Below are 18566 nucleotides of genomic sequence, written 5' to 3'. Positions count from 1 at the left end.
TCTGCTCGCGACGGTCGCCTGCAATGGCGGCCTCGCTCGCGTCGCATGCAAGCCATGCAGATGCAGGAGTTCTCTCTTTGTGCAGCGCGCATATTTGTGTTGCGCCGCAATAAAGAACGCGGCGCCGCCGAGGCCAAGCCGATGACACTGCCCGTAAACGCTCCTTCTTCCGACCCCGCCGCCGAGCCTATGGCTACGCGCGCGACGGCGTCTCATGGCGCTGAGCGCGTGGCCGGCCATATCCGCAAGCTGGTCCCGGCGGAACGCGAGTTGATCCTGGCGCATCTGCTGCGCCTCGACCCGCTGAGCCGTTTCATGCGCTTCGGCGGCGTGGTGTCGGATGGCGCGCTGGCGCGCCATGCCACCCGCGTGGTGTCCGGCGATGCGAGCGCGGTGGGCTATTTCATTGATGGTGAGTTGCGGGCGCTCGCTGAGCTGCATCCGCTCGGCCGGCGCGCAGGCAAGCCGGCGGCTGCGGAGGCCGCGTTCAGCGTGGAGCGGCCGTGGCAGGGCAAGGGCATCGGTTCGGCGCTGATGCGCCATCTGGTTCTGCTGGCGCAGAATCGCGGCATCGAGGAATTGCAGGTGGTGTTCCTCCCCAATAATGGGCCGATGCGGAATCTCGCGGTCCACCATGCCGCCGATCTCCAACTCGATGACGAGGAGATGGTGGGACGCATGCGTGCCCCGCGCGCCACTTTCTTCTCTCGGACCCGCGAGTTCATCGGCGACATCTTCGCCGTATTGTTCTCCGCCGCCGACCTGCAGGAGCGGATGTTGCCGCCGCATCTCCGCGGCAATTGAGGGCGGGTGTGGGCGCCGCCGTTGCAACGCTCGCGTAGCGGCAGCTGCGCGGCCTTGACTTGGCCTTGATCGGGACTGAGACAAGTCGGCCACTGGCTCCAATCGTCCTGGCCCTATGTTTTCCAGCTTTTCTCCCGTCCTCGCTTCTGCCACCGTGCGCCGCATCGCCGCTCCGCGAGCTGGCATGATTGTCCCGCCCGTCGTGCCGCTGTTGGCGCGGCTGATGCTGGGCGCGCTTGTCGCTCTCGTCGTCTTGGTCGGCGCTGGCGCCGTCTTTGCGCAGATCCCGCCCGAACAGCAGCAGGTGCAGGAAAAGCTGGAAGGCCAGCGCGCCATTGTCGACGGCGTGGAAGCGGCGCTTGGGCGTGACGGGCTGCGCTCCATCGATCTCGACGATCTCCGCGCCCGGCTCGACCCGGTGCGGGCGGACCTTGCCACCGGCGTCGCCACGCTCGACCCGCTGCTGGCCAATCTGAACCACCGCGTGAAGGAGATTGGGCCTAAGCCCGCCGACGACGCCCCGGCCGAAAGCGCCTCCATCACCGCCGAGCGCGACGCGCTCTCCGCCCGCGCGGCCGAACTCGACGCCGTGCTCAAACAGGCCAAGCTGTTGAAGGTGCGCGCCGACCAGCTGTCGGATCGCATCACCAGCCGGCGGCGGGCACTGTTCACCGATCAATTGCTTGCACGGTCCCACAGCGTGCTCGATCCCTCGCTCTGGCTGGCGGCGGCAGCGGCGGTGCCGATTGAACTGCGCGGGATCAACTATCTCCTCAGTGATTGGGCGGCCTATGCCAATGCCCGCATGCAGCCGATCGGCCAGATCGCCATTGGCTTGGTCTCGCTGCTTATCGTCGGGCTGATCTTCTTTGCACGCAGCGTGCTGGCGCGCCCTATTCGACGCGCGGAACTCGGGGTGGACGGGGCGCCGATTTCACGGCTGCGGGCGTGCAGCCTGTCGGCGCTGGTCGCCATTCTGCGCATGGCGGCAGGGCCGCTGGCCGCCACCGCCGTTCTGGCCCTGTTGAACGGTTTTGACCTTCTGCCGCCCCGCGTGAATGAAATCGCGCAGGGGCTTCTACTCGCCATCTCCATCGTCGCCATCGGCGTCGGCCTGCTCGACGGGGCGCTGGCGCCGCGCGAGCCGCAGCGCCGCGTCGTACCCCTGTCGAATGAAATCGCGGGCCTGATCTTCCGCTTTGCCCAGATCGGCTTGTGGATTTTGGCGGTCGCGGTGACGCTGGGCGCCTTCCATCGCGCTCTGGTGGTTCCGGTACCGCTTTCGGTCGCGACCAGTGCCGCCATGTCGCTCTGCCTCGTGCTGGTCGCCTCTCGCAGCATGCGGGCGCTGAACGCACTTTCCGGCGATGGCGATGAGGATATCTCCGACGCCAAGGCCGGGGCCGCCAAGGAGACGGCCGCCCCGACGGCGGATGCCGGCGAGGCGCCGTCGACCTCCGTGCTCAACTGGATCAAGTTTCCCTTCTGGATCCTGAACCTCACCGTCGTCGGCGCGCTGGTGATCGGCTATGTGAGCTTCGCGAGCTTCCTGTCGTCGCGGGCGTTGATCGCCGTCGTCATGGCGGGCACGCTCTATCTCGTGGTCGCGCTGATCAACTCGCTGTTCATCGATGCCCTGGCGACCGGCCCGCGCGCCCGCCATGCCGCGAAGCTGATCGGCGTGCGGCCAGCGAGCCTCGAACTTCTCGCCGTGCTGACTGCGGGCCTGCTGAAGGCGGTGGCGATCATCGGTATCGTCATCCTCACGGTTGGGACCTTCGGCACCTCCACCTCCGATCTCGCCGACATTGCGAGCCGTGTCACGCTCGGCTTCACCATCGGCAATTCGACGGTCGCCATCGGCGATATTCTGAGCGCGCTGCTGTTCCTGGCGGTCGGCATCGTCATCGCCCGCGCCATCCAGCGCTGGTTCGCGGTGGCGATCCTGCCGAAGACCGCTTTCGACCAAGGTCTGCAGAATTCCATCGCCACCATCATCGGCTATATCGGCTCCATCACCGTCATCGCGATGGCGATGGGCCAGTTGGGGCTGAACCTTGAGAACATCGCCCTTGTCGCCGGTGCGCTCTCGGTCGGTATCGGCTTTGGCCTCCAGTCCATCGTGTCGAACTTCGTTTCCGGCCTGATCCTGCTTGCCGAACGGCCGATCCGGGTCGGCGATACCATCGCTGTGAAGGGTGAGGAAGGCTATGTGCGGCGCATCAGCGTGCGCGCGACCGAGATCGAGACCTTTGATCGTGCGGCGGTGCTGATCCCCAATTCCGACCTGATCACTGGCATGGTGAAGAACTTCACCCACGCCAACACCACCGGGCGGGTGATCGTCGCCGTCAACGTCGCCTATGATACGGATGCCGACGAGGTGCGCGACATTCTGATCGGATGTGCCTGCGACCACCCCCAGGTGCTGCGCTCGCCGCCGCCGCGGGTGTTCCTGATGGCGTTCGGCGACAGCTATCTCAAATTCGAGCTGCGTTGTGTGGTGGCGAATGTCGACTATGCGCTGACGGTGAAGAGCGATCTGCATTTCGCCGTGCTCGACCGGCTGAAGACGGCGAAGATCGGTATTCCCTACACGCCTTGGAGCATCTATCGCGGCGGGCGGATCGGGGAGGAACCGGCCGCCGGGGATGACGGCGCCTGATCATTCTGGTGACCAGCCCGAGCGTCGGCGTGCGCGTTAGCGATTGGTTTACCGATCCGGGCGGATCAATCGTGCCCGGATTTCCCGTCTCCGCTCCTGCTTGAGAGTGTCGCATGTCCTTGCCGCTGAAGCGCCTCGCCGGCCTCCTGCTGGTGCCCCTCCTGCTGGCGGCCTGCGCCGCCGGCCCCACCACCGTGCCGGTGGACGAGACCTTCTATGCCAATATCGCCAAGGGCGGTGCGCTCGATCCGCAGGCGGCGGCCAATCTGATCAGCGACTATCGGCGCGGGCGCGGCCTGCCGGCGGTGACGATCGACCCGGTGTTGATGACGGTGGCCGAACGGCAGGCCAAGGCGATGGCGGCGGCGGACCAGCTCTCGCACAATATCGGCGGTCGCGGCTTGACCACCCGGCTGAAGGCGGCGGGGTTCAGCGGGCTGAGGGCGGCGGAGAATGTCGGCGCCGGCTATCACACGCTGGCGGAGGCGTTCTCGGGCTGGCGCGACTCGCCCTCCCACAACAAGAACATGCTGCTGCCCGGCGCGACCCGGCTCGGCATTGCCGCCGTGCGGTCGCCGCGCAGCAAATACAGTGTCTACTGGGCGATGGTGATTGCGGTGCCCGACCCGAAGGCGGAGGCCGCCGAGGCGGCGCCAGCTGCCGGATCGCCGGCCGGCGCTACGGCCGCAGCCCCGGCACCCGGTGGCACGCAGGTTCTGCTCAACGGCGCGCCGATTTCCGGCCAGTAGGGCACAGCGCCGAAGCGTGGCCGGCCCTCGCGCTCAGCGCCTGAGCGTAGCCGGCGCGAGCGGATTGTCGGTCATCGCGACGCGGTCGGGCCGGTCGACTGCGGGAAGGCCCATGAAGGCGTCGAACAGCCGACGGATTACCGCCGGCTCGACATCGCGCACGATCATCACCAGCCGCGTGCGGCGGTCGTCGTCCGGCCAGGCGGGAAGCTGGCTCGGCGGGTGCAGCACATGCTGGACGCCATGCAGCACGAGGGGATGATCGGGGTCTTCGGCGAGTTTGACGATGCCCTTGAGCCGCAGCAGCTTCGGCCCGTGCGTGCCGCGCACCAGCTCCAGGAACATGTCGATCGCCGCCGCCGAGACCGGGGCTTCCGTTGCCACCGTGAAGGCGCGGATGCGCTCGTCATGGCGGTTCTCGTCATGGGCATGGACGCGCGAGGCTTCCTCCGCGGCCAGGATCGCCTCATCCGCCAGCCAGCGCGAAACGTCCGGAATCTTCGTCGCGGGATCATAGAGGCCGGCGCCGAACAGGGCCTCCGGTGTCGCCTGACCCTTCGCCGCCGCCAGCACCGGCGCCCCGGGCGCGAGGCGGGCGAGGCGCTGGCGCAGGGCGGCGAGGTCCTGCTCGCGCGCCGGCGTGTCGATGAGGTCGGTCTTGGTGAGCACGATGCGGTCGGAGATCGCCGCTTGCCGCACGGATTCCGGGTGGGCGTCGAGCGTGCCGAGACCGTTCACGGCGTCGACGACGGTGACGACGCCGTCCAGCCGGAAGCGCATCACCAGATAGGGATGCATCATCAGCACATGCAGGATTGGCGCGGGGTCGGCGAGGCCGGTGGTTTCGATCACCACGCGGTGAAACGGCGGGATGGCGCCATTGTCCATCCGCCGCAGCAATTGCTCCAGCCCCTCCGAAAGGTCGCCACGAATGGTGCAGCACAGGCAGCCCGAAGCCAGCAGCACGGTGGCGTCGTCGAAATGCTGCACCAGCAGATGATCGAGCCCGATCTCGCCGAACTCGTTGATCAGCACCGCGGTGTCCGCCATGCCGGGCTGCTGGAGCAGGGCGTTCAGCAGCGTCGTCTTGCCGGCGCCGAGAAAGCCGGTGAGCAGCGTGACCGGAATTGGTTCCGGCGGAAGACGGGTGGCCTCGCTCATGGGCGACATCCTTTTCGGGCGCGCCGCGGTCACGCGAGGTTGGGCGGCGCCAATACTATTGCGGCGGAGGAGGGGCGAGGTCCATCGGCGCCGGCGCGGGCGCCGGCTTCGCGGCGGGTTTCGCCGCCGGCTTGGTCGCCGCCGGCTTGGCCGCGGGCTTGGCGTCGGCGGCCTGCGCCGTTGCGGGCTTCGGCTTGGGCTTGGGTTTCGGCGCGGCGGGGGCCGAGGGATCGGCCGGGTCGATGATCGCCGTCGTCTGCCCCTTCTTCTCGCCCGGCTTCTTCGCGGTCGCGGGCTTTTTCGGGGCCGGCGGCGGCGGATAGGCGGCGGCGAGCGCCTCGGCGCTGGGGAAGGGGCCGACCCACACCTCGACCGGCGGCATGGAAGGCGGCAGCTTCTGCAGAAGGCTGGCGCCGGTCACGTTCTCGCCCAACTGGGCCATGCCGGCAGCGACGAATCCGGTGGGCGCCGGGCCGCTGTCGTCATCGGCTTCCGAGGCGGTGTTCTTGCGCTGCCCGCCGCAGACCTGCGCGCGCATGTCGGCCGGCGGGCCGGATTCATTGCGCAGCGTCTCCACCGAGGGGGCGATGGAGCCGAAAATATTGCCGGATTGCTGGAAGCCGCGTTCCAGCAGCAGCGCCGCCTCTTCCGTGCGGGCCTTGCCCGAGTCGGTGCCGAGAACGACCGCGAGGAGATGACGATTGCCGCGCGTGGCGCTGGCGACGAGATTGAAACCGGAGGCGCAGATGAAGCCGGTCTTCATGCCGTCGGCCCCGGGATAGCGGTCGATCAGCTTGTTGTAGCTGCGGATGACCGCCGGGCCGATCTTGATCGCGGGAATGCGGAACAGGTCGGCGTGTTCCGGGAAATTGAGGAAGATGGCGCGGGCGAGAATGGCGAGGTCGCGCGCGGTGGAGACTTGTCCCGGGTCCGGCAGGCCGTTCGGATTGGCGTAATGGGTGCCGGTCATGCCGAGTTCGGCGGCAGTGGCGTTCATCTCGTCGACGAAGCCGGGCAGGGAGCCGCCAACGCCCTCGGCGAGAACCACGGCCATGTCATTGGCCGACTTTACCAGCATCATCTTCAAGGCGTTGTCGACCGTGACCTGGGTGCCGACCTTGAAGCCCATCTTGGACGGCTTCTGCGCCGCCGCATTCTCCGACACGGTGATCAGCGTTTCCGGCGTCAGCCGGCCTGCCCGCAGCGCCTTGAAGGTAACATAGGCCGTCATCAGCTTGGTGATGGAGGCGGGATACCACGGTTTGGTCGCGTCTTCGGCCAGCAGCACCTTGCCGCTTTCCACGTCAATCACCAGCGAGGGCGTCGCCTGCGCCGCCACCGGGGCCAGCAGCAGCGGCATAAGCAGCAGGAGGGCCAGCAGCGGGGCCGGGCGGCGCAAGGCGCGGTGGGTAAGACGGGGGCGGAACAGGGAAAGGTTCAGCACGCTTCCAGTATCCGTTTCACGATGAGAGCGACGGCGCGCACGGCAGGACGGACCAGCCTGAAAAGGCATTGGTGCCCCTTCAATAACCCGATCGCTGCCGCGGCGCAAAAGGCAAAGCCGGGCGTGCGATCACAGCGGCGCCAGCCGGGCGCGTTTCTGCCGCGAAGCCTTCATGTAATTGGCTCTACAATCCAACCATGAGTGATTCGATACGCCGCCTGCATGCCGCCGTGGTCGCCACGCGAAAGGGGAGCAACCCTTCGCCGCGCACCGCGAAACTGTTGCGCAAGGGGCGGGCGGCGATGGCCAAGAAGGTGGCCGAAGAGGCCGTTGAGGTCGCGCTGGACGGCGTCATCGGCGACCGTGCCGGCACGGTGCGCGAGAGCGCCGACCTGATCTACAATCTTGTCGTGCTGTGGGCCGAACTCGGCATCGAGCCGGAGGACGTGTGGGCGGAAATGCGCCGGCGCGAGAAGCTGCTGGGCATGGCCGAGAAGATTCCCAAGCGCCGGTCAGGATCCGGCAAGGATTCGCCGCTATTCGAAGGCAATGCGGGCACGGGCGGGCCGCTGCTATGGGACCTTGCCGACGGTGCCGGTGCCGTCCCGCTTGCCGACCTTCCGCGCCGGCGGCCCTCGTCGTCCTAGTCTCGCGCTGCGGCGCTTCCTTCTGTCTCTTTCCGTCAGGCCTCCCATGCTGCGCCGTCTTTATCAGTGGGTGATCGACCTCGCCGAGCGCCCCTCTGCGCCCTGGGCGCTGGCCGGGGTTTCCTTCGCCGAAAGCTCGTTCTTTCCGGTGCCGCCGGATGTGATGCTGGTGCCGATGTGCCTGGCTCGACCCGCGCGCGCCTGGTGGTACGCCACCGTGTGCACGCTCGCCTCAGTGGTCGGCGGCCTGTTCGGCTACGCGATCGGCGCGCTGCTCTACGACTCGCTCGGGCTGTTTCTCATCCAGCTCTATGGCTATGGCGCCAAGGTGGACGCCTTCACCGAAGCGTATCAGCGCTACGGCCACTGGATCATCCTCATCAAGGGACTGACCCCGATCCCCTACAAGGTGGTGACCATCACCTCGGGCTTCGCCCATTACAGCCTGTTCTGGTTCGTCGTGCTCTCGGTCGTGACCCGCGGCCTGCGTTTCTTCATGGTGGCGGGCCTGCTTTACTGGATCGGGCCGAGTGCGCGCACCTTCATTGAGGAGCGGCTGGGGCTGGTGACGGCGGCCTTCGCCGTGCTGGTCGTGGGCGGTGTGCTGGCGGCTGTGTATCTGTTCTGAGCGCGTTCAATGCCCTCCGCCGCTGCGGCCAAGGCGCGCTTCCAGCACGGTCTTGGCCAGCAGGGTGACGATGGCGAGCAGGGCCAGCAGCGAGGCGACGGCGAAGGACGCCTGGAACTGGTACTCGTTGTAGAGGATCTCGACCTGCAGCGGGATGGTGTTGGTCTCGCCGCGCACATGGCCGGACACGACGGACACCGCGCCGAACTCGCCCATGGCGCGGGCGTTGCACAGCAGGACGCCGTAGAGCAGGGCCCATTTGATATTGGGCAGGGTGACGCGCGAGAACACCCGCCAGCCGCCGGCGCCAAGGGTGACGGCCGCTTCCTCCTCCGTCGTACCCTGTTCCTGCATCAGCGGAATCAGCTCCCGCGCGACGAAGGGGAAGGTGACGAAAATCGTCGCCAGCGTGATGCCCGGCCAGGAAAAAATGATCTTCCAGCCATTGTCGATCAGCCATGGGCCGAAATAGCCCTGCGCGCCGAACAGCAGCACGAAGACGAGGCCCGCCACGACAGGCGAAACCGAAAAGGGTAGGTCGATCAGGGAGATGAGAAAGCTCTTGCCGCGGAATTCGAACTTGGTGATCGCCCAGGCCATGACGAGGCCCATCACCGTGTTGGCGGTGAGCGAGAGTGCGGTGACGAGCAGAGTGAGGCGGATTGCCGCCAGCGCGTCAGGCTCGACCAGCGCGGCGAGATAGGCGTCCCAGCCCTTGGTGAAGGCCTGGGCGAAGACGGCGATCAGGGGGAGCACGATGAGCAGGCCGACGACGCCGATCGCCAGCCCGATCACCAGAGCCTTGACCAGCGCAGGCTCGTCGCGGACGGGTGAGGTGCTCATGCCAGCCTCCCGGTGCGGCTCTGCGACCAGCGCTGCAAGCCATTGACGACGAACAGCAAAAGGAAGGACGCCACCAGCATGGTCGCCGCAATGGCGGTGGCGTCGGCGTAGCGGAACTCTTCCAGCCTTATGACGATGAGCAGCGGCGCGATCTCCGACACATTGGGCAGGTTGCCGGCGATGAAGATCACCGAGCCATATTCGCCGACCGCGCGGGCGAAGGCGAGGGCGAAGCCGGTGAGGAAGGCCGGCAGCACCGCCGGGGCGATGACGCGGCGGATCGTGGTCCAGCGCCTGGCGCCGAGCGTGGCGGCGGCTTCCTCCAGATCGTGGTCAAGGTCTTCCAGCACCGGCTGGACCGTGCGCACCACAAAGGGCAAGCCTATGAAAATCAACGCGATTAATATGCCGAGCGGCGTGAAGGCGACCTTGATGCCGAAGGGCACGAGCAGGCCGCCGACCCAGCCATTCTCGGCATAGAGCGTGGTCAGCGCGATGCCGGCCACCGCGGTGGGCAGGGCGAAGGGAATGTCGATCAGCGCGTCGAGCACCCGCCGTCCGGGGAAGTCGTAGCGCACCAGCGCCCAGACGATGAGCGCGCCCAGCACGATGTTGATGCTCGCCGCCGCGAGCGAGAGGCCGAAGGAAATCTTCAGCGCATTCAACGTTCTGGGCGCGGTGAGGATGGCGAGGATCCGGTCCGGCGACAGTTCCGCCGTCTTCAGGAACAGCGCCGCCAGCGGGATGAGCACCACCAGCGACAGCCAGAGCAACGTCAGCCCCAGCGTGAGGCCGAAGCCGGGAATGACGCCCTGCGCCCGGCGCGCGGCGGGGGGCGGGGCGGTGCCGACAAGGGTGGTGCGGTCCAGCGTCGTCTCGCTCAAGGCGGTGCTCCGGGAGGGGTGGTCACGGCGAAGGCCGCGCCTTGCGGCACGGCCCGGAGAGGGGTCGAAAGCGGTGGCCGATGAGGCCGATGAGGTGGACAGTGAGGCCGATCGGACCGTTTGAGCCCGATGCGACCGGCCCCGCCGGCCCGCCTCAGTTGGAATAGATCTGGTCGAACACGCCGCCATCAGAGAAGTGGGTCTTCTGCGCCTTGCGCCAGCCGCCGAAGGCCGGGTCGTCAATGGTCACGAGTTCCACCTTGGGGAAGACGTTCGCATAGGCCTTGGCGATCTCGGGATCGCGCGGGCGATAGAAGTTCTCCGCCGCCAGCTTCTGGCCTTCCTTGGAGTAGAGCAGCTTCAGATAGGCCTCGGCCACTTCGCGCGTGCCCTTGCGCTCGACATTCTTGTCGACCACCGCCACCGGCGGTTCGGCGAGGATGGAGAGCGAGGGCACGACGATGTCGAACTTGTCGTCGCCGAATTCCTTCTTCGAGAGGAAGGCCTCGTTCTCCCAGGCGAGCAGCACGTCGCCGACGCCGCGCTCGGTGAAGGTGACGGTGGAGCCGCGCGCGCCGGTGTCGAGCACCGGGACGTGCTTGTAGATCTCGCCGACGAAGGCCTTGGCCTTTTCCGCGTCGCCGCCATTCTGCTTGAGCGCATAGGCCCAGGCGGCGAGGTAGTTCCAGCGCGCCCCGCCCGAGGTCTTCGGGTTGGGGGTGATGACCTGCACGCCCGACTTCACCAGGTCGTTCCAGTCCTTGATGCCCTTCGGGTTGCCCTTGCGCACCAGGAACACGATGGTCGAGGTGTAGGGCGAGGCGTTGTCCGGCAGGCGCTTCTGCCAGTCCTGCGCCAGGAAGCCCTTATCGGCGATGGCGTCGATGTCATAAGCCAGCGCCAGGGTGACGACATCGGCCTCAAGGCCGTCGATCACCGAGCGGGCCTGCTTGCCGGAACCGCCATGCGAGGTCTTGATCTCGACGCTCTTGCCGGTGTCCGCCTTGTAGCGCTCGGCGAACAGCTTGTTGAACTGCGAATAGAGTTCGCGGGTGGGGTCGTAGGACACGTTGAGCAGCGTCACGTCGGCGGCGCGCACCGGCGGGCTGTAGGCGAGCGGCGCCGCCAGAGCGGCCACGAGCGCGGCGACGGCCGCGGGCCTGAAATGAAACGACATGGGCAATCTCCCCCGGCAGCGCGGTGGCGCTGGTGAATGTGATGGGGAGAGGTTTCCACAGCTCCGCACCGGGGTCAACATTAATTCTACCGAATTAATAGGAAATAGTGGAAATTTACGCCGGGTCGATGGGGTTTCCCAAGTGGAGCGTTCGCGGCGGCGAGGCCGGCGGCGGCGCAAAGGTTGCCCAGCCCGCCGCGATGGCCTCTTCGCGGCCTCATGCGCGGGCGTGGCGGGGCACCCAGGCCGGGCGTGGCGGCCGGGGGCAGGAACCGCATGATATCGCGCCTGTCGGGCGACGTGGGAAGGCTGGGTCCCCGGGTCAAGCCCGGGGATGAGGGTCGAAGGCGGCCCGGCCGGCGTCGGGTGGCGCCGGAAGGCTGGGTCCGCGGGGCAGGCCCGGGCACGAGGGAGGATGCGGCGCGCGCTGTGCCGTGGGGATGAGGCGGCAGTGAGGTGGTTCGCGCCGAGCTTCTAGGGAGCATGGGCGGGCAGGGGCGTTCCGGCCGCTGCATCAGGCTGCTGGGCAGCTTCCCCCTTCCCTCATGCCCGGGCTTGACCCGGGCACCCAGGTGCTAGGCGTGGCGGGAGAGCGGATATGGCGGGCGTCGGGTGGCGCGGGAGGGCTGGGTCCCCGGGTCAAGCCCGGGGATGAGGGGGAGGGATGCGGCACGCGCCGAGCGCCGAGCTTTTAGGGAGCATGGGCGGGCAGAGGCGGGTCCGGCCGCTGCATCAGGCTGCCGGGCGGCTTCCCCCTTCCCTCATGCCCGGGCTTGACCCGGGCACCCAGGGGCCGGGCGCCGACGAACTCGGCCTCAGCGGGTGAGAGGTTCCGCGCAGTGTCGGCCGGCGGGGGAAGACTGGGACCCCGGGTCAAGCCCGGGGATGAGGGCGCGAAGGCGGCGCGGGCGAGGTTCGGGGATGAGCGGGTAGCTCGCTCGCACGCCTACGTGCCGGGCACCCGTTCAGGCGCCGACCGTGTTCAGCAGCGTGTGGATGCCGCATTCGGTCTTGCCCTTGCCGCGCCAGCGGCCGGCGCGGGCGTCTTCGCCTGCCGCCGCGCGGCTGGTGCAGGGCATGCAGCCGACCGAGGTGAAGCCCTTGGCCAGCATCGGATGGTCCGGCAGGGCGAAATCGCGCTGCGCGGCTTCCACGGCCGCGCGGTCGAGATTGACGAGCGGGTTGAACTTCAGCCGCGCGCCGTCGCGCTCCACCGCCGGAATCGCGGCACGCAGGCCGCCCTGATAGCGCTTGCGCCCGTTGAGCCAGCCGTCGAAGCCGGACAGCGCCCGCGCGAGCGGTTCCACCTTGCGGATGCGGCAGCAGGCATCGGGATCGGAAAACCACAGGTCGCGGTCGGCGTCGAGCGCCGCCACCCGTGCCGCGTCCGGCTGGATGCTGCGCACATCGGTGAGGCCGAGCTGCGCGGTGAGCGCGTCGCGATAGGAAAGCGTCTCCTCGAACAGGAAGCCGGTATCGAGGAACACCACCGGGATCGAGCGGTCGACCTTGGCGGCATAGGCCAGCAGTACCGCCGATTCCGTGCCGAAGGAGGAGACGAGGCACAGCCGGCCCAGGCCGAGCGTGCGCAGGGCGGTGGCGATGATTTCCTCCGGCCCGGCATCGGCGAGCGCGCAGGCGAGCCCGCCCACCTCGTCCGTGCATGGCGTGGCGGGGGTGAAATCGGCACCGGAACGCTGGAAGGTCATGCGCGCACTCCCGAAACCGTGCGGCCGAGGCGCTGGCGCAGAAGGCTGGGGCGCTGGTCGGTCGCCGGCTGATAGAACACGGTGTAGCGGTGGGTCGCCTCGTCGAAGGCCTCGGCGTCGGCTTCCTTCACCGCGTCGATCTGGTCGAAGCCGGAGCGCTCCATCAGCAGGAACTGGTCGCGCAGCACCTGGCCAATGGCGCGCAGCGGACCCTTCCAGCCCAGCCGCTCGCGCAGCAGGCGGGCCTGGCTATAGGCGCGGCCGTCACGGAAGGTGGGGAAGTTCAGCGCGATGAGGGAGAGCTGGCCGAGATAGGGTTCGATTTCGGCGATCGGCCGGTTGTTCGGCCAGATCACGCCGACCGGCGCCTGCCGGCCCTTCAGCGTCTCCGCCTCTTTCAGGAAGTGGTCGATGCTGATGAGCACCGCCGCGCCTTCGGGCAGCGCGTCTTCGTCGGGCACGCGGACATAGGCGTCGGCGACGATGTCACCCTTTTCAATGAGAGGCATAGACGCGCTCCTTGAAGGGCTCGACGCCGAGGCGGGCGACGGTGTCGATGAACAGTTCCTGCGGGCCGGCGCGCAGCTCCAGATAGGTGTCGACCACATCCTCGATGAGGCCCGGCACCTGCTCATAGGACACGGCCGGCCCCAGCAGCGTGCCGAGCTGGGCGTGCTCGTCGGCCCGCCCGCCCAGCGTGATCTGGTAGAATTCCTGGCCGTTCTTCTCCACGCCGAGAATGCCGATATGGCCGACATGGTGGTGGCCGCAGGCATTGATGCAGCCGGAGATGTTGATGTGCAGCCGGCCGACGCCGCGCGCCCGGTCGAGATCGGCGAAGCGCTTGGCGATTTCCTGCGCCACGGGGATGGCGCGGGCATTGGCCAGCGCGCAGTAATCGAGGCCGGGGCAGGCGATGATGTCGTTGACGAGGTTCACATTCGGCGTGGCGAGGCCGGCGGCGTCGAGCGCGGCCCATAGCGCCGGCAGGTCCTTTTGCGCCACATGCGGCAGGCAGAGATTCTGCTCATGGCCGACGCGGATCTCGCCAAAGCCGTAGCGCTCGGCGAGGTCGGCGACCACGTCCATCTGGTCCGCCGTGGCGTCCCCGGGAGGGGCGCCGACCGGCTTCAGGGAAATGGTGACGATGGAATAGCCCGGCACCTTGTGCGTCTGCACGGAATTGCGGTGCCAGGTGGCGAAGCGGCTGTCCTTCAGCGCCTCGGTGAGTTCGGCCGGCGCGTTCTCCAGCGCCGCGAAGGCGGGATAGATGAAGCGGGCGCGGATGTCGGCGATCATCTCGTCGGAGAGGTGCAGCGCGCCGTCGCGGATCGCCGCCCATTCGGCCTCGACCGCCTTGGAGAACTCTTCGGCGCCAATCTCATGCACCAGGATCTTGATGCGGGCCTTGTAGATGTTATCGCGGCGCCCGTACTGGTTGTACACGCGCATGATGGCTTCGATGTAGCTCAGCAGCTCGCGCGCCGGCAGGAAGGGGCGGATCGACTTGCCCACAAAAGGCGTGCGGCCGAGCCCGCCGCCGACCAGCACCTCGAAGCCGAGTTCGCCGGCGTCGTTGCGGTGCAGGCGCAGGCCGACATCGTGCACCTTGATCGCCGCGCGGTCATGACCGGCGGCGGTGATGGCGATCTTGAACTTGCGCGGGAGGTAGGTGAATTCCGGGTGCAGCGTGGAGTACTGGCGCAGGATTTCCGCCCAGATGCGCGGGTCGTCGCATTCTTCCGGCGTCGCGGCGGCCCACTGGTCGGTGGTGACGTTGCGGATGCAGTTGCCGGAGGTCTGGATGCCGTGGACGCCGACTTCCGCCAGCGAGGCCATGGCTTCCGGCAGTTCTTCCAGCTTGATCCAGTTGAACTGGATGTTCTGCCGCGTGGTGAAATGGCCATAGCCGCGATCATAGGTGCGGGCGACATGGGCCATGCGGCGCAGCTGGTCGGCGCTGAGCGTGCCATAGGGAATGGCGATCCGCAGCATATAGGCATGCAGCTGGAGATAGACGCCGTTCATCAGCCGCAGCGGCTTGAACTCGTCTTCCGACAGCGCGCCCGAGAGGCGGCGGCCGACCTGGTCGCGGAACTCGGCGACACGTTCGGCCAGAAAGGCGCGGTCGAATTCATCATAGGCATACATGAGCGGGGTCGGCCTTGTGCGTCTTCAGTGGGGCAGTTCGAAAGTCGGGCCGGCGACGCGGATGCGCTCGCGCAGATTGCCCGGGCCGATGGTGCCCTGGTCATCCACGGTAACCGGGGCAACATAAGGGCCGACCGCGTCGAGATCGCGCTTGCCGGCTTCCGCCAGCAGGGCGATGGCGGCTTCGGCGGTGGTGACCACGGCCGCATCCGCCAGCGCCACCGACCAGCCGCCGGCCTTGGTACGCCACACCACGGCGCCGTCGGTGAGACGGTTGGCGGTGACGGCGACGGGTCCGTTGACCTTCAGTTTCTGCTGTTGCGGCGCGGCCATGCGCGAAATCCTCATCTCAGTCGGGGTGTTTTTCTATCACACCGATTTAGAACGTACAAAAGAAATAAATGCACAAATCGGACGTGTAATTATCCCCGTGCTCTTTCGACGGCATGCGCCCCCGCGCTGAAGGAAGCGTTAAAGCCCGCGCGTTACGCCCATATGGCGATGGGCAATCCCTCGGAGTCGCGTTCGGGCGGGGAGGGGAAACTCATCGCCTGCCCCCGCGCGATGCGCCCTGCCGTCCAGGCGGCGGCGCAGGCGTCGATGAGATCGTCCTCCCCGACGCGCAGCTCCCGCGCCTTGAGAGGCGAGAGGACTTCCGGCGCGAAACCGGCCGCTTCGAGCAGCCGCCGGCGCAGCTCAAGCCCCGGCGCGGCGGCGATGCCCTTCACTTTCTTGGGAAGGTTAAGCGGCACCTGCCCGTTCATCGCCCAGAAGCTGACCTCCGGGTGACATTCGAAGACCCTCTCCTGCAGAGCCGGGTCCGCGCGCAGCCAGCGGTCGAGTTCGACGATGCGGGGAAAGAGCGCGAAACCCTGCCGCGACACCTTGCGCGGTGGCGTCGAGGTTTCGAGCGCTACAGCGCAGGCGTGGCGGTAGCGCTCTTCTTCCGCGACGGTCTCATCCAAGCTGGCATAGACGGCGGCGCGCGAGGGCATGGAGAACACGCTCGACTGACGCTGGCGCAGTTCTGGCCGCACCAGCCGCTCGGGTGCGCGGCCATTGGTCTCGATCCGTTCGGGCAGCCCGATCGGCATGTCCACGGCGACGATGTGCGGCGCCAGCGGACGCTCGAACAGTTCGGCGATCGCCCGGAGCCGGGTGGCGTGCGCGGAACCGTCCGGTTCGATGATCACCGCGACCCAACCTCCGAGGGTCTTGCCCGGATTCCGGCTGTCAACACCGTCCTTGCAGCCATCTACGCCCGCCACACGCACGTTCCGCCCCTCACTCCCACCTGCATTCAAGAACAAGCATAGTGACAGACAGCGCTCGAAACGAGGTGGAAGCTTCAAGAACGCTTCTTCTGCATTGGCGGGAGGAGGACGGCGCCCCGCACCGGTCCACCCCCTCAGATAATGTTCAGCTCCGCATGCGGCCGGCCGGCCGCGATGCGTTCATAGGAGAACACGTCGAGATCGAGCGAGACGGAGCGGCCCTGCACCAGCCATTCCGCGATGGCGCGGCCGGCGGCGGGGGCCTGCTGCAGGCCGTGGCCGGAAAAGCCGTTCAGGAAGTAGAAATTGCCCACCTCCGGGTGCGGGCCGATCACCGCATTGTGGTCGAGCAGGTTCATCTCGTAATGCCCGGCCCAGGCGCGCACCACCTTCAATTCCTCCATCGCCGGGATGCGGTGGGCGAGGTTCGGCCAGATGTTCTCCTCGAAGATCGACCAGTCGACCTCGAAATCGCCGTCCGCGTCGGGGTCGTTGTCGTCCGCCGGCGGCGCGCCGCAAATCTGGTAGGCGCCTTCGGGCCGGATATAGAAGCCCGAGGGGTCGACCAGCAGCGGCAGCTTTTCGATCGGCGTGCGGCAATGCACGACGAAGACGCAGCGCTTCTTTCCTTCCACCGGCAGCGGGATGCCCGCCATGGCGGCGACGCGCCCGGCGCGCGGCCCGGCGGCATTGACCAGCGCGCCGCAGCCGAATTTTCGCCCGTCCGCCAGCGTGGCGCCGGTGATGCGCGCGCCCTCGCGGGTGAGGCCGACCACCTCGCCGGTGATGAAATGCGCGCCCTGCGCCTTCGCCGCGCCGCGCAGGCAGGCGAGCAGCGCGTGCGCATCGAACCAGCCCTCGCCCGAGCGGCCGAAGGCGCCAGCGGCGAGGTCGTCCACATTCAGCCAGGGGAAGGCAGCCTTGAGCGCGGCGGGGTCGAGCAGCGCGATGTCGGCGCCCTCGGCCATCTGCGTGCGGTGATTGGCTTCAAGGATCGGCAGGCCGGCGGCGCTGGCGAGAATGAGATAGCCGCCCTCATGGAAGGCGAGATCGGTGTCGGGCCCGAAGCGCTCTTTGGCGCTGCGCAAGAACTCCAATCCGAACAGCGACATGCGGATGTTCTCGGGAATCGAGAATTGCTGGCGCAGCGAGGCGGCGGACAGGGTGGTGGAGGAATAGGTGAAGCTGGGATCGCGCTCGATGACGGCGACGCGGCCGGCAAAGCCGGGATCGCGGGTGAGGAAATAGGCGGTGGCGGCCCCCATGATGGCGCCGCCGACGATGAGCACGTCGAAAGTATCGTCCATGGCCTTGACCCATAGGCGGCGCGACCGGGCACCGGCGCCCGATTGGCAGCCCGCCAATCAGCGGGATAGGCTCTTCGCCACCATCTGCCAATGAGCCGAGCGAATCATGTCCACACCCGTCCGTCCGCGCCGCAGCGTGCTGTTCATGCCGGGGGCGAATCCACGTGCGCTGGAAAAGGCGCGCAGCCTGAAGGCGGATGTCCTTGTCATCGATCTCGAGGACGCGGTGGCGCCGGAGGCCAAGGAAGAGGCGCGCGCCCGCGTCGCCGCCACGCTGGCGCAAGGCGGCTTCGCCCCGCGCGAGGTGGTGGTGCGCGCCAATGCCACGGACACGCCCTGGTTCGACGCCGACATGGCGATGATCGCCGCCGCTTCGGCGCGCGGGGAGGGGCCGGACGTGGTGCTGCTGCCCAAGGTGAACGACCCCGAAACCCTGCATGTGGTCGGCCGTCTGCTGGAAGCGCTCGGGGCCGCCGCCTCGCTGCGGGTCTGGGCAATGATCGAGACCCCGATCGCGGTGCTGCGCGCGCCGGACATTGCGCTGGCGGCGAAAAGCCCGGTGACACGGCTCGGCGCGCTGGTGCTGGGCACCAACGACCTTTCCAAGGAGACCGGCGCTCGGCTCGTGCCGGGGCGGGCGCCGATGGCGAGCTGGCTCTCCCATTGCGTGCTGGCGGCGCGCGCCGGCGGGGTGGCGGTGCTGGACGCGGTGTGGAACGATTTTCGCGATCTCGATGGCTTCGCCCGCGAATGCCGCGAGGCCGCGGAGATGGGCTTTGACGGCAAGACGCTGATCCACCCCGACCAGATCGCGCCCTGCAATGCCGCCTTCTCGCCGCCGGAAGCCGAGGTGGCGGCGGCGCGGGCGCTGATCGCGCTGTTCGACCGGCCGGAAAACGCCGGCAAGGGGGTGGTGCAGATGGAGGGGCGGATGGTGGAGCGCATGCATGCCGACATCGCCCGTCGCACCGTGGCACTGGCCGAGGCGATCGCCCGGCGGGACTGACACGGAACGATAACCGGACAGGAAAGCACCGGCCGGCGACCTCCGCGCCGGGCCGCAGACAGGAAACCGACATGAAGCTCTATCGCTACCTCACCGGCCCGGACGACCAGGCCTTCT

Annotated in this window: 17 protein-coding genes; 6 read left to right on the top strand and 11 right to left on the bottom strand. The window is 67.8% G+C overall.

The window, feature by feature from the left end; translation table 11 throughout:
- The first annotated feature begins 228 nt into the window (after nt 1–228).
- The 3 genes from ACP2AH_RS09625 to ACP2AH_RS09615 all read left to right on the top strand — a co-directional run bounded on the left by ACP2AH_RS09625 (nt 229) and on the right by ACP2AH_RS09615 (nt 4218).
- A complete protein-coding gene (locus tag ACP2AH_RS09625) occupies nt 229–804 on the top strand; it encodes an N-acetyltransferase family protein (RefSeq protein ID WP_425105599.1) in 576 nt (191 codons plus the stop codon).
- Between the two features lie 184 nt (nt 805–988).
- Complete coding sequence (locus ACP2AH_RS09620) at nt 989–3469, top strand: DUF3772 domain-containing protein (protein ID WP_425105598.1); 2481 nt, start codon at nt 989–991, stop codon at nt 3467–3469.
- Between the two features lie 113 nt (nt 3470–3582).
- Entirely contained in the window at nt 3583–4218 is a 636-nt protein-coding gene (locus ACP2AH_RS09615; protein WP_425105597.1) for a CAP domain-containing protein, read from the top strand.
- 33 nt (nt 4219–4251) lie between these two features.
- Here ACP2AH_RS09615 and ACP2AH_RS09610 read toward each other — a convergent pair whose 3' ends face one another.
- Both ACP2AH_RS09610 and ACP2AH_RS09605 read right to left on the bottom strand, forming a co-directional pair.
- A complete protein-coding gene (locus ACP2AH_RS09610) occupies nt 4252–5379 on the bottom strand; it encodes a CobW family GTP-binding protein (RefSeq protein ID WP_425105596.1) in 1128 nt (375 codons plus the stop codon).
- 55 nt (nt 5380–5434) lie between these two features.
- Complete coding sequence (locus ACP2AH_RS09605) at nt 5435–6820, bottom strand: D-alanyl-D-alanine carboxypeptidase family protein (RefSeq protein WP_425105683.1); 1386 nt, start codon at nt 6818–6820, stop codon at nt 5435–5437.
- A gap of 200 nt (nt 6821–7020) precedes the next feature.
- Here ACP2AH_RS09605 and hisE point away from each other — a divergent pair, with 200 nt between their 5' ends.
- Both hisE and ACP2AH_RS09595 read left to right on the top strand, forming a co-directional pair.
- A complete protein-coding gene (gene hisE, locus ACP2AH_RS09600; protein ID WP_425105595.1) occupies nt 7021–7470 on the top strand; it encodes a phosphoribosyl-ATP diphosphatase in 450 nt (149 codons plus the stop codon).
- A gap of 46 nt (nt 7471–7516) precedes the next feature.
- Nucleotides 7517–8098 (top strand): YqaA family protein, encoded by a 582-nt coding sequence (locus tag ACP2AH_RS09595; RefSeq protein WP_421699372.1) that lies wholly within the window; start codon nt 7517–7519, stop codon nt 8096–8098.
- A gap of 6 nt (nt 8099–8104) precedes the next feature.
- Here the strand turns inward: ACP2AH_RS09595 and cysW are convergent, their stop codons facing one another.
- The 9 genes from cysW to ACP2AH_RS09550 all read right to left on the bottom strand — a co-directional run bounded on the left by cysW (nt 8105) and on the right by ACP2AH_RS09550 (nt 17443).
- A complete protein-coding gene (gene cysW / locus ACP2AH_RS09590) occupies nt 8105–8941 on the bottom strand; it encodes a sulfate ABC transporter permease subunit CysW (protein WP_425105594.1) in 837 nt (278 codons plus the stop codon).
- A complete protein-coding gene (gene cysT / locus ACP2AH_RS09585) occupies nt 8938–9747 on the bottom strand; it encodes a sulfate ABC transporter permease subunit CysT (RefSeq protein ID WP_425105682.1) in 810 nt (269 codons plus the stop codon). The genes cysW and cysT overlap by 4 nt, the downstream gene beginning before the upstream one ends.
- 232 nt (nt 9748–9979) lie before the next feature.
- A complete protein-coding gene (locus ACP2AH_RS09580; RefSeq protein WP_425105593.1) occupies nt 9980–11002 on the bottom strand; it encodes a sulfate ABC transporter substrate-binding protein in 1023 nt (340 codons plus the stop codon).
- Nucleotides 11003–11967: 965 nt separating this feature from the next.
- A complete protein-coding gene (locus tag ACP2AH_RS09575) occupies nt 11968–12711 on the bottom strand; it encodes a phosphoadenylyl-sulfate reductase (RefSeq protein WP_425105592.1) in 744 nt (247 codons plus the stop codon).
- A complete protein-coding gene (locus ACP2AH_RS09570; protein WP_425105591.1) occupies nt 12708–13220 on the bottom strand; it encodes a DUF934 domain-containing protein in 513 nt (170 codons plus the stop codon). Before ACP2AH_RS09570 ends, ACP2AH_RS09575 begins: the two co-directional genes overlap by 4 nt.
- Nucleotides 13207–14862, bottom strand: coding sequence for a nitrite/sulfite reductase (locus ACP2AH_RS09565; protein WP_425105590.1), 1656 nt, complete (start codon nt 14860–14862; stop codon nt 13207–13209). Before ACP2AH_RS09565 ends, ACP2AH_RS09570 begins: the two co-directional genes overlap by 14 nt.
- Nucleotides 14863–14886: 24 nt before the next feature.
- Entirely contained in the window at nt 14887–15195 is a 309-nt protein-coding gene (locus ACP2AH_RS09560) for a DUF2849 domain-containing protein (protein WP_425105589.1), read from the bottom strand.
- A gap of 152 nt (nt 15196–15347) precedes the next feature.
- Nucleotides 15348–16130 (bottom strand): DUF429 domain-containing protein, encoded by a 783-nt coding sequence (locus ACP2AH_RS09555; protein WP_425105681.1) that lies wholly within the window; start codon nt 16128–16130, stop codon nt 15348–15350.
- Between the two features lie 140 nt (nt 16131–16270).
- On the bottom strand, nt 16271–17443 hold the full coding sequence (locus ACP2AH_RS09550; RefSeq protein WP_425105588.1) for an NAD(P)/FAD-dependent oxidoreductase: 1173 nt from the start codon (nt 17441–17443) through the stop codon (nt 16271–16273).
- A 106-nt stretch (nt 17444–17549) separates the two neighbouring features.
- On the opposite strand from ACP2AH_RS09550, the gene ACP2AH_RS09545 reads away from it, so the two are divergent.
- On the top strand, nt 17550–18449 hold the full coding sequence (locus ACP2AH_RS09545; RefSeq protein ID WP_425105587.1) for an HpcH/HpaI aldolase/citrate lyase family protein: 900 nt from the start codon (nt 17550–17552) through the stop codon (nt 18447–18449).
- The last annotated feature ends 117 nt before the right edge of the window (nt 18450–18566 follow it).

This window comes from Ancylobacter sp., assembly GCF_965249975.1.
Classification (GTDB): Bacteria; Pseudomonadota; Alphaproteobacteria; order Rhizobiales; family Xanthobacteraceae; genus Ancylobacter.
This window is presented reverse-complemented; position numbering and strand designations above follow the sequence as displayed.

Excerpts from the sequence above, each read along its gene's own strand:
- ACP2AH_RS09620 (WP_425105598.1), top strand. The coding sequence starts at position 989 with ATGATTGTCCCGCCCGTCGTGCCGCTGTTGGCGCGGCTGATGCTGGGC.
- ACP2AH_RS09615 (WP_425105597.1), top strand. The coding sequence starts at position 3,583 with ATGTCCTTGCCGCTGAAGCGCCTCGCCGGCCTCCTGCTGGTGCCCCTC.
- ACP2AH_RS09610 (WP_425105596.1), bottom strand. The coding sequence starts at position 5,379 with ATGAGCGAGGCCACCCGTCTTCCGCCGGAACCAATTCCGGTCACGCTG.
- hisE (WP_425105595.1), top strand. The coding sequence starts at position 7,021 with ATGAGTGATTCGATACGCCGCCTGCATGCCGCCGTGGTCGCCACGCGA.
- ACP2AH_RS09595 (WP_421699372.1), top strand. The coding sequence starts at position 7,517 with ATGCTGCGCCGTCTTTATCAGTGGGTGATCGACCTCGCCGAGCGCCCC.
- cysW (WP_425105594.1), bottom strand. The coding sequence starts at position 8,941 with ATGAGCACCTCACCCGTCCGCGACGAGCCTGCGCTGGTCAAGGCTCTG.
- ACP2AH_RS09580 (WP_425105593.1), bottom strand. The coding sequence starts at position 11,002 with ATGTCGTTTCATTTCAGGCCCGCGGCCGTCGCCGCGCTCGTGGCCGCT.
- ACP2AH_RS09575 (WP_425105592.1), bottom strand. The coding sequence starts at position 12,711 with ATGACCTTCCAGCGTTCCGGTGCCGATTTCACCCCCGCCACGCCATGC.
- ACP2AH_RS09570 (WP_425105591.1), bottom strand. The coding sequence starts at position 13,220 with ATGCCTCTCATTGAAAAGGGTGACATCGTCGCCGACGCCTATGTCCGC.
- ACP2AH_RS09565 (WP_425105590.1), bottom strand. The coding sequence starts at position 14,862 with ATGTATGCCTATGATGAATTCGACCGCGCCTTTCTGGCCGAACGTGTC.
- ACP2AH_RS09560 (WP_425105589.1), bottom strand. The coding sequence starts at position 15,195 with ATGGCCGCGCCGCAACAGCAGAAACTGAAGGTCAACGGACCCGTCGCC.
- ACP2AH_RS09550 (WP_425105588.1), bottom strand. The coding sequence starts at position 17,443 with ATGGACGATACTTTCGACGTGCTCATCGTCGGCGGCGCCATCATGGGG.
- ACP2AH_RS09545 (WP_425105587.1), top strand. The coding sequence starts at position 17,550 with ATGTCCACACCCGTCCGTCCGCGCCGCAGCGTGCTGTTCATGCCGGGG.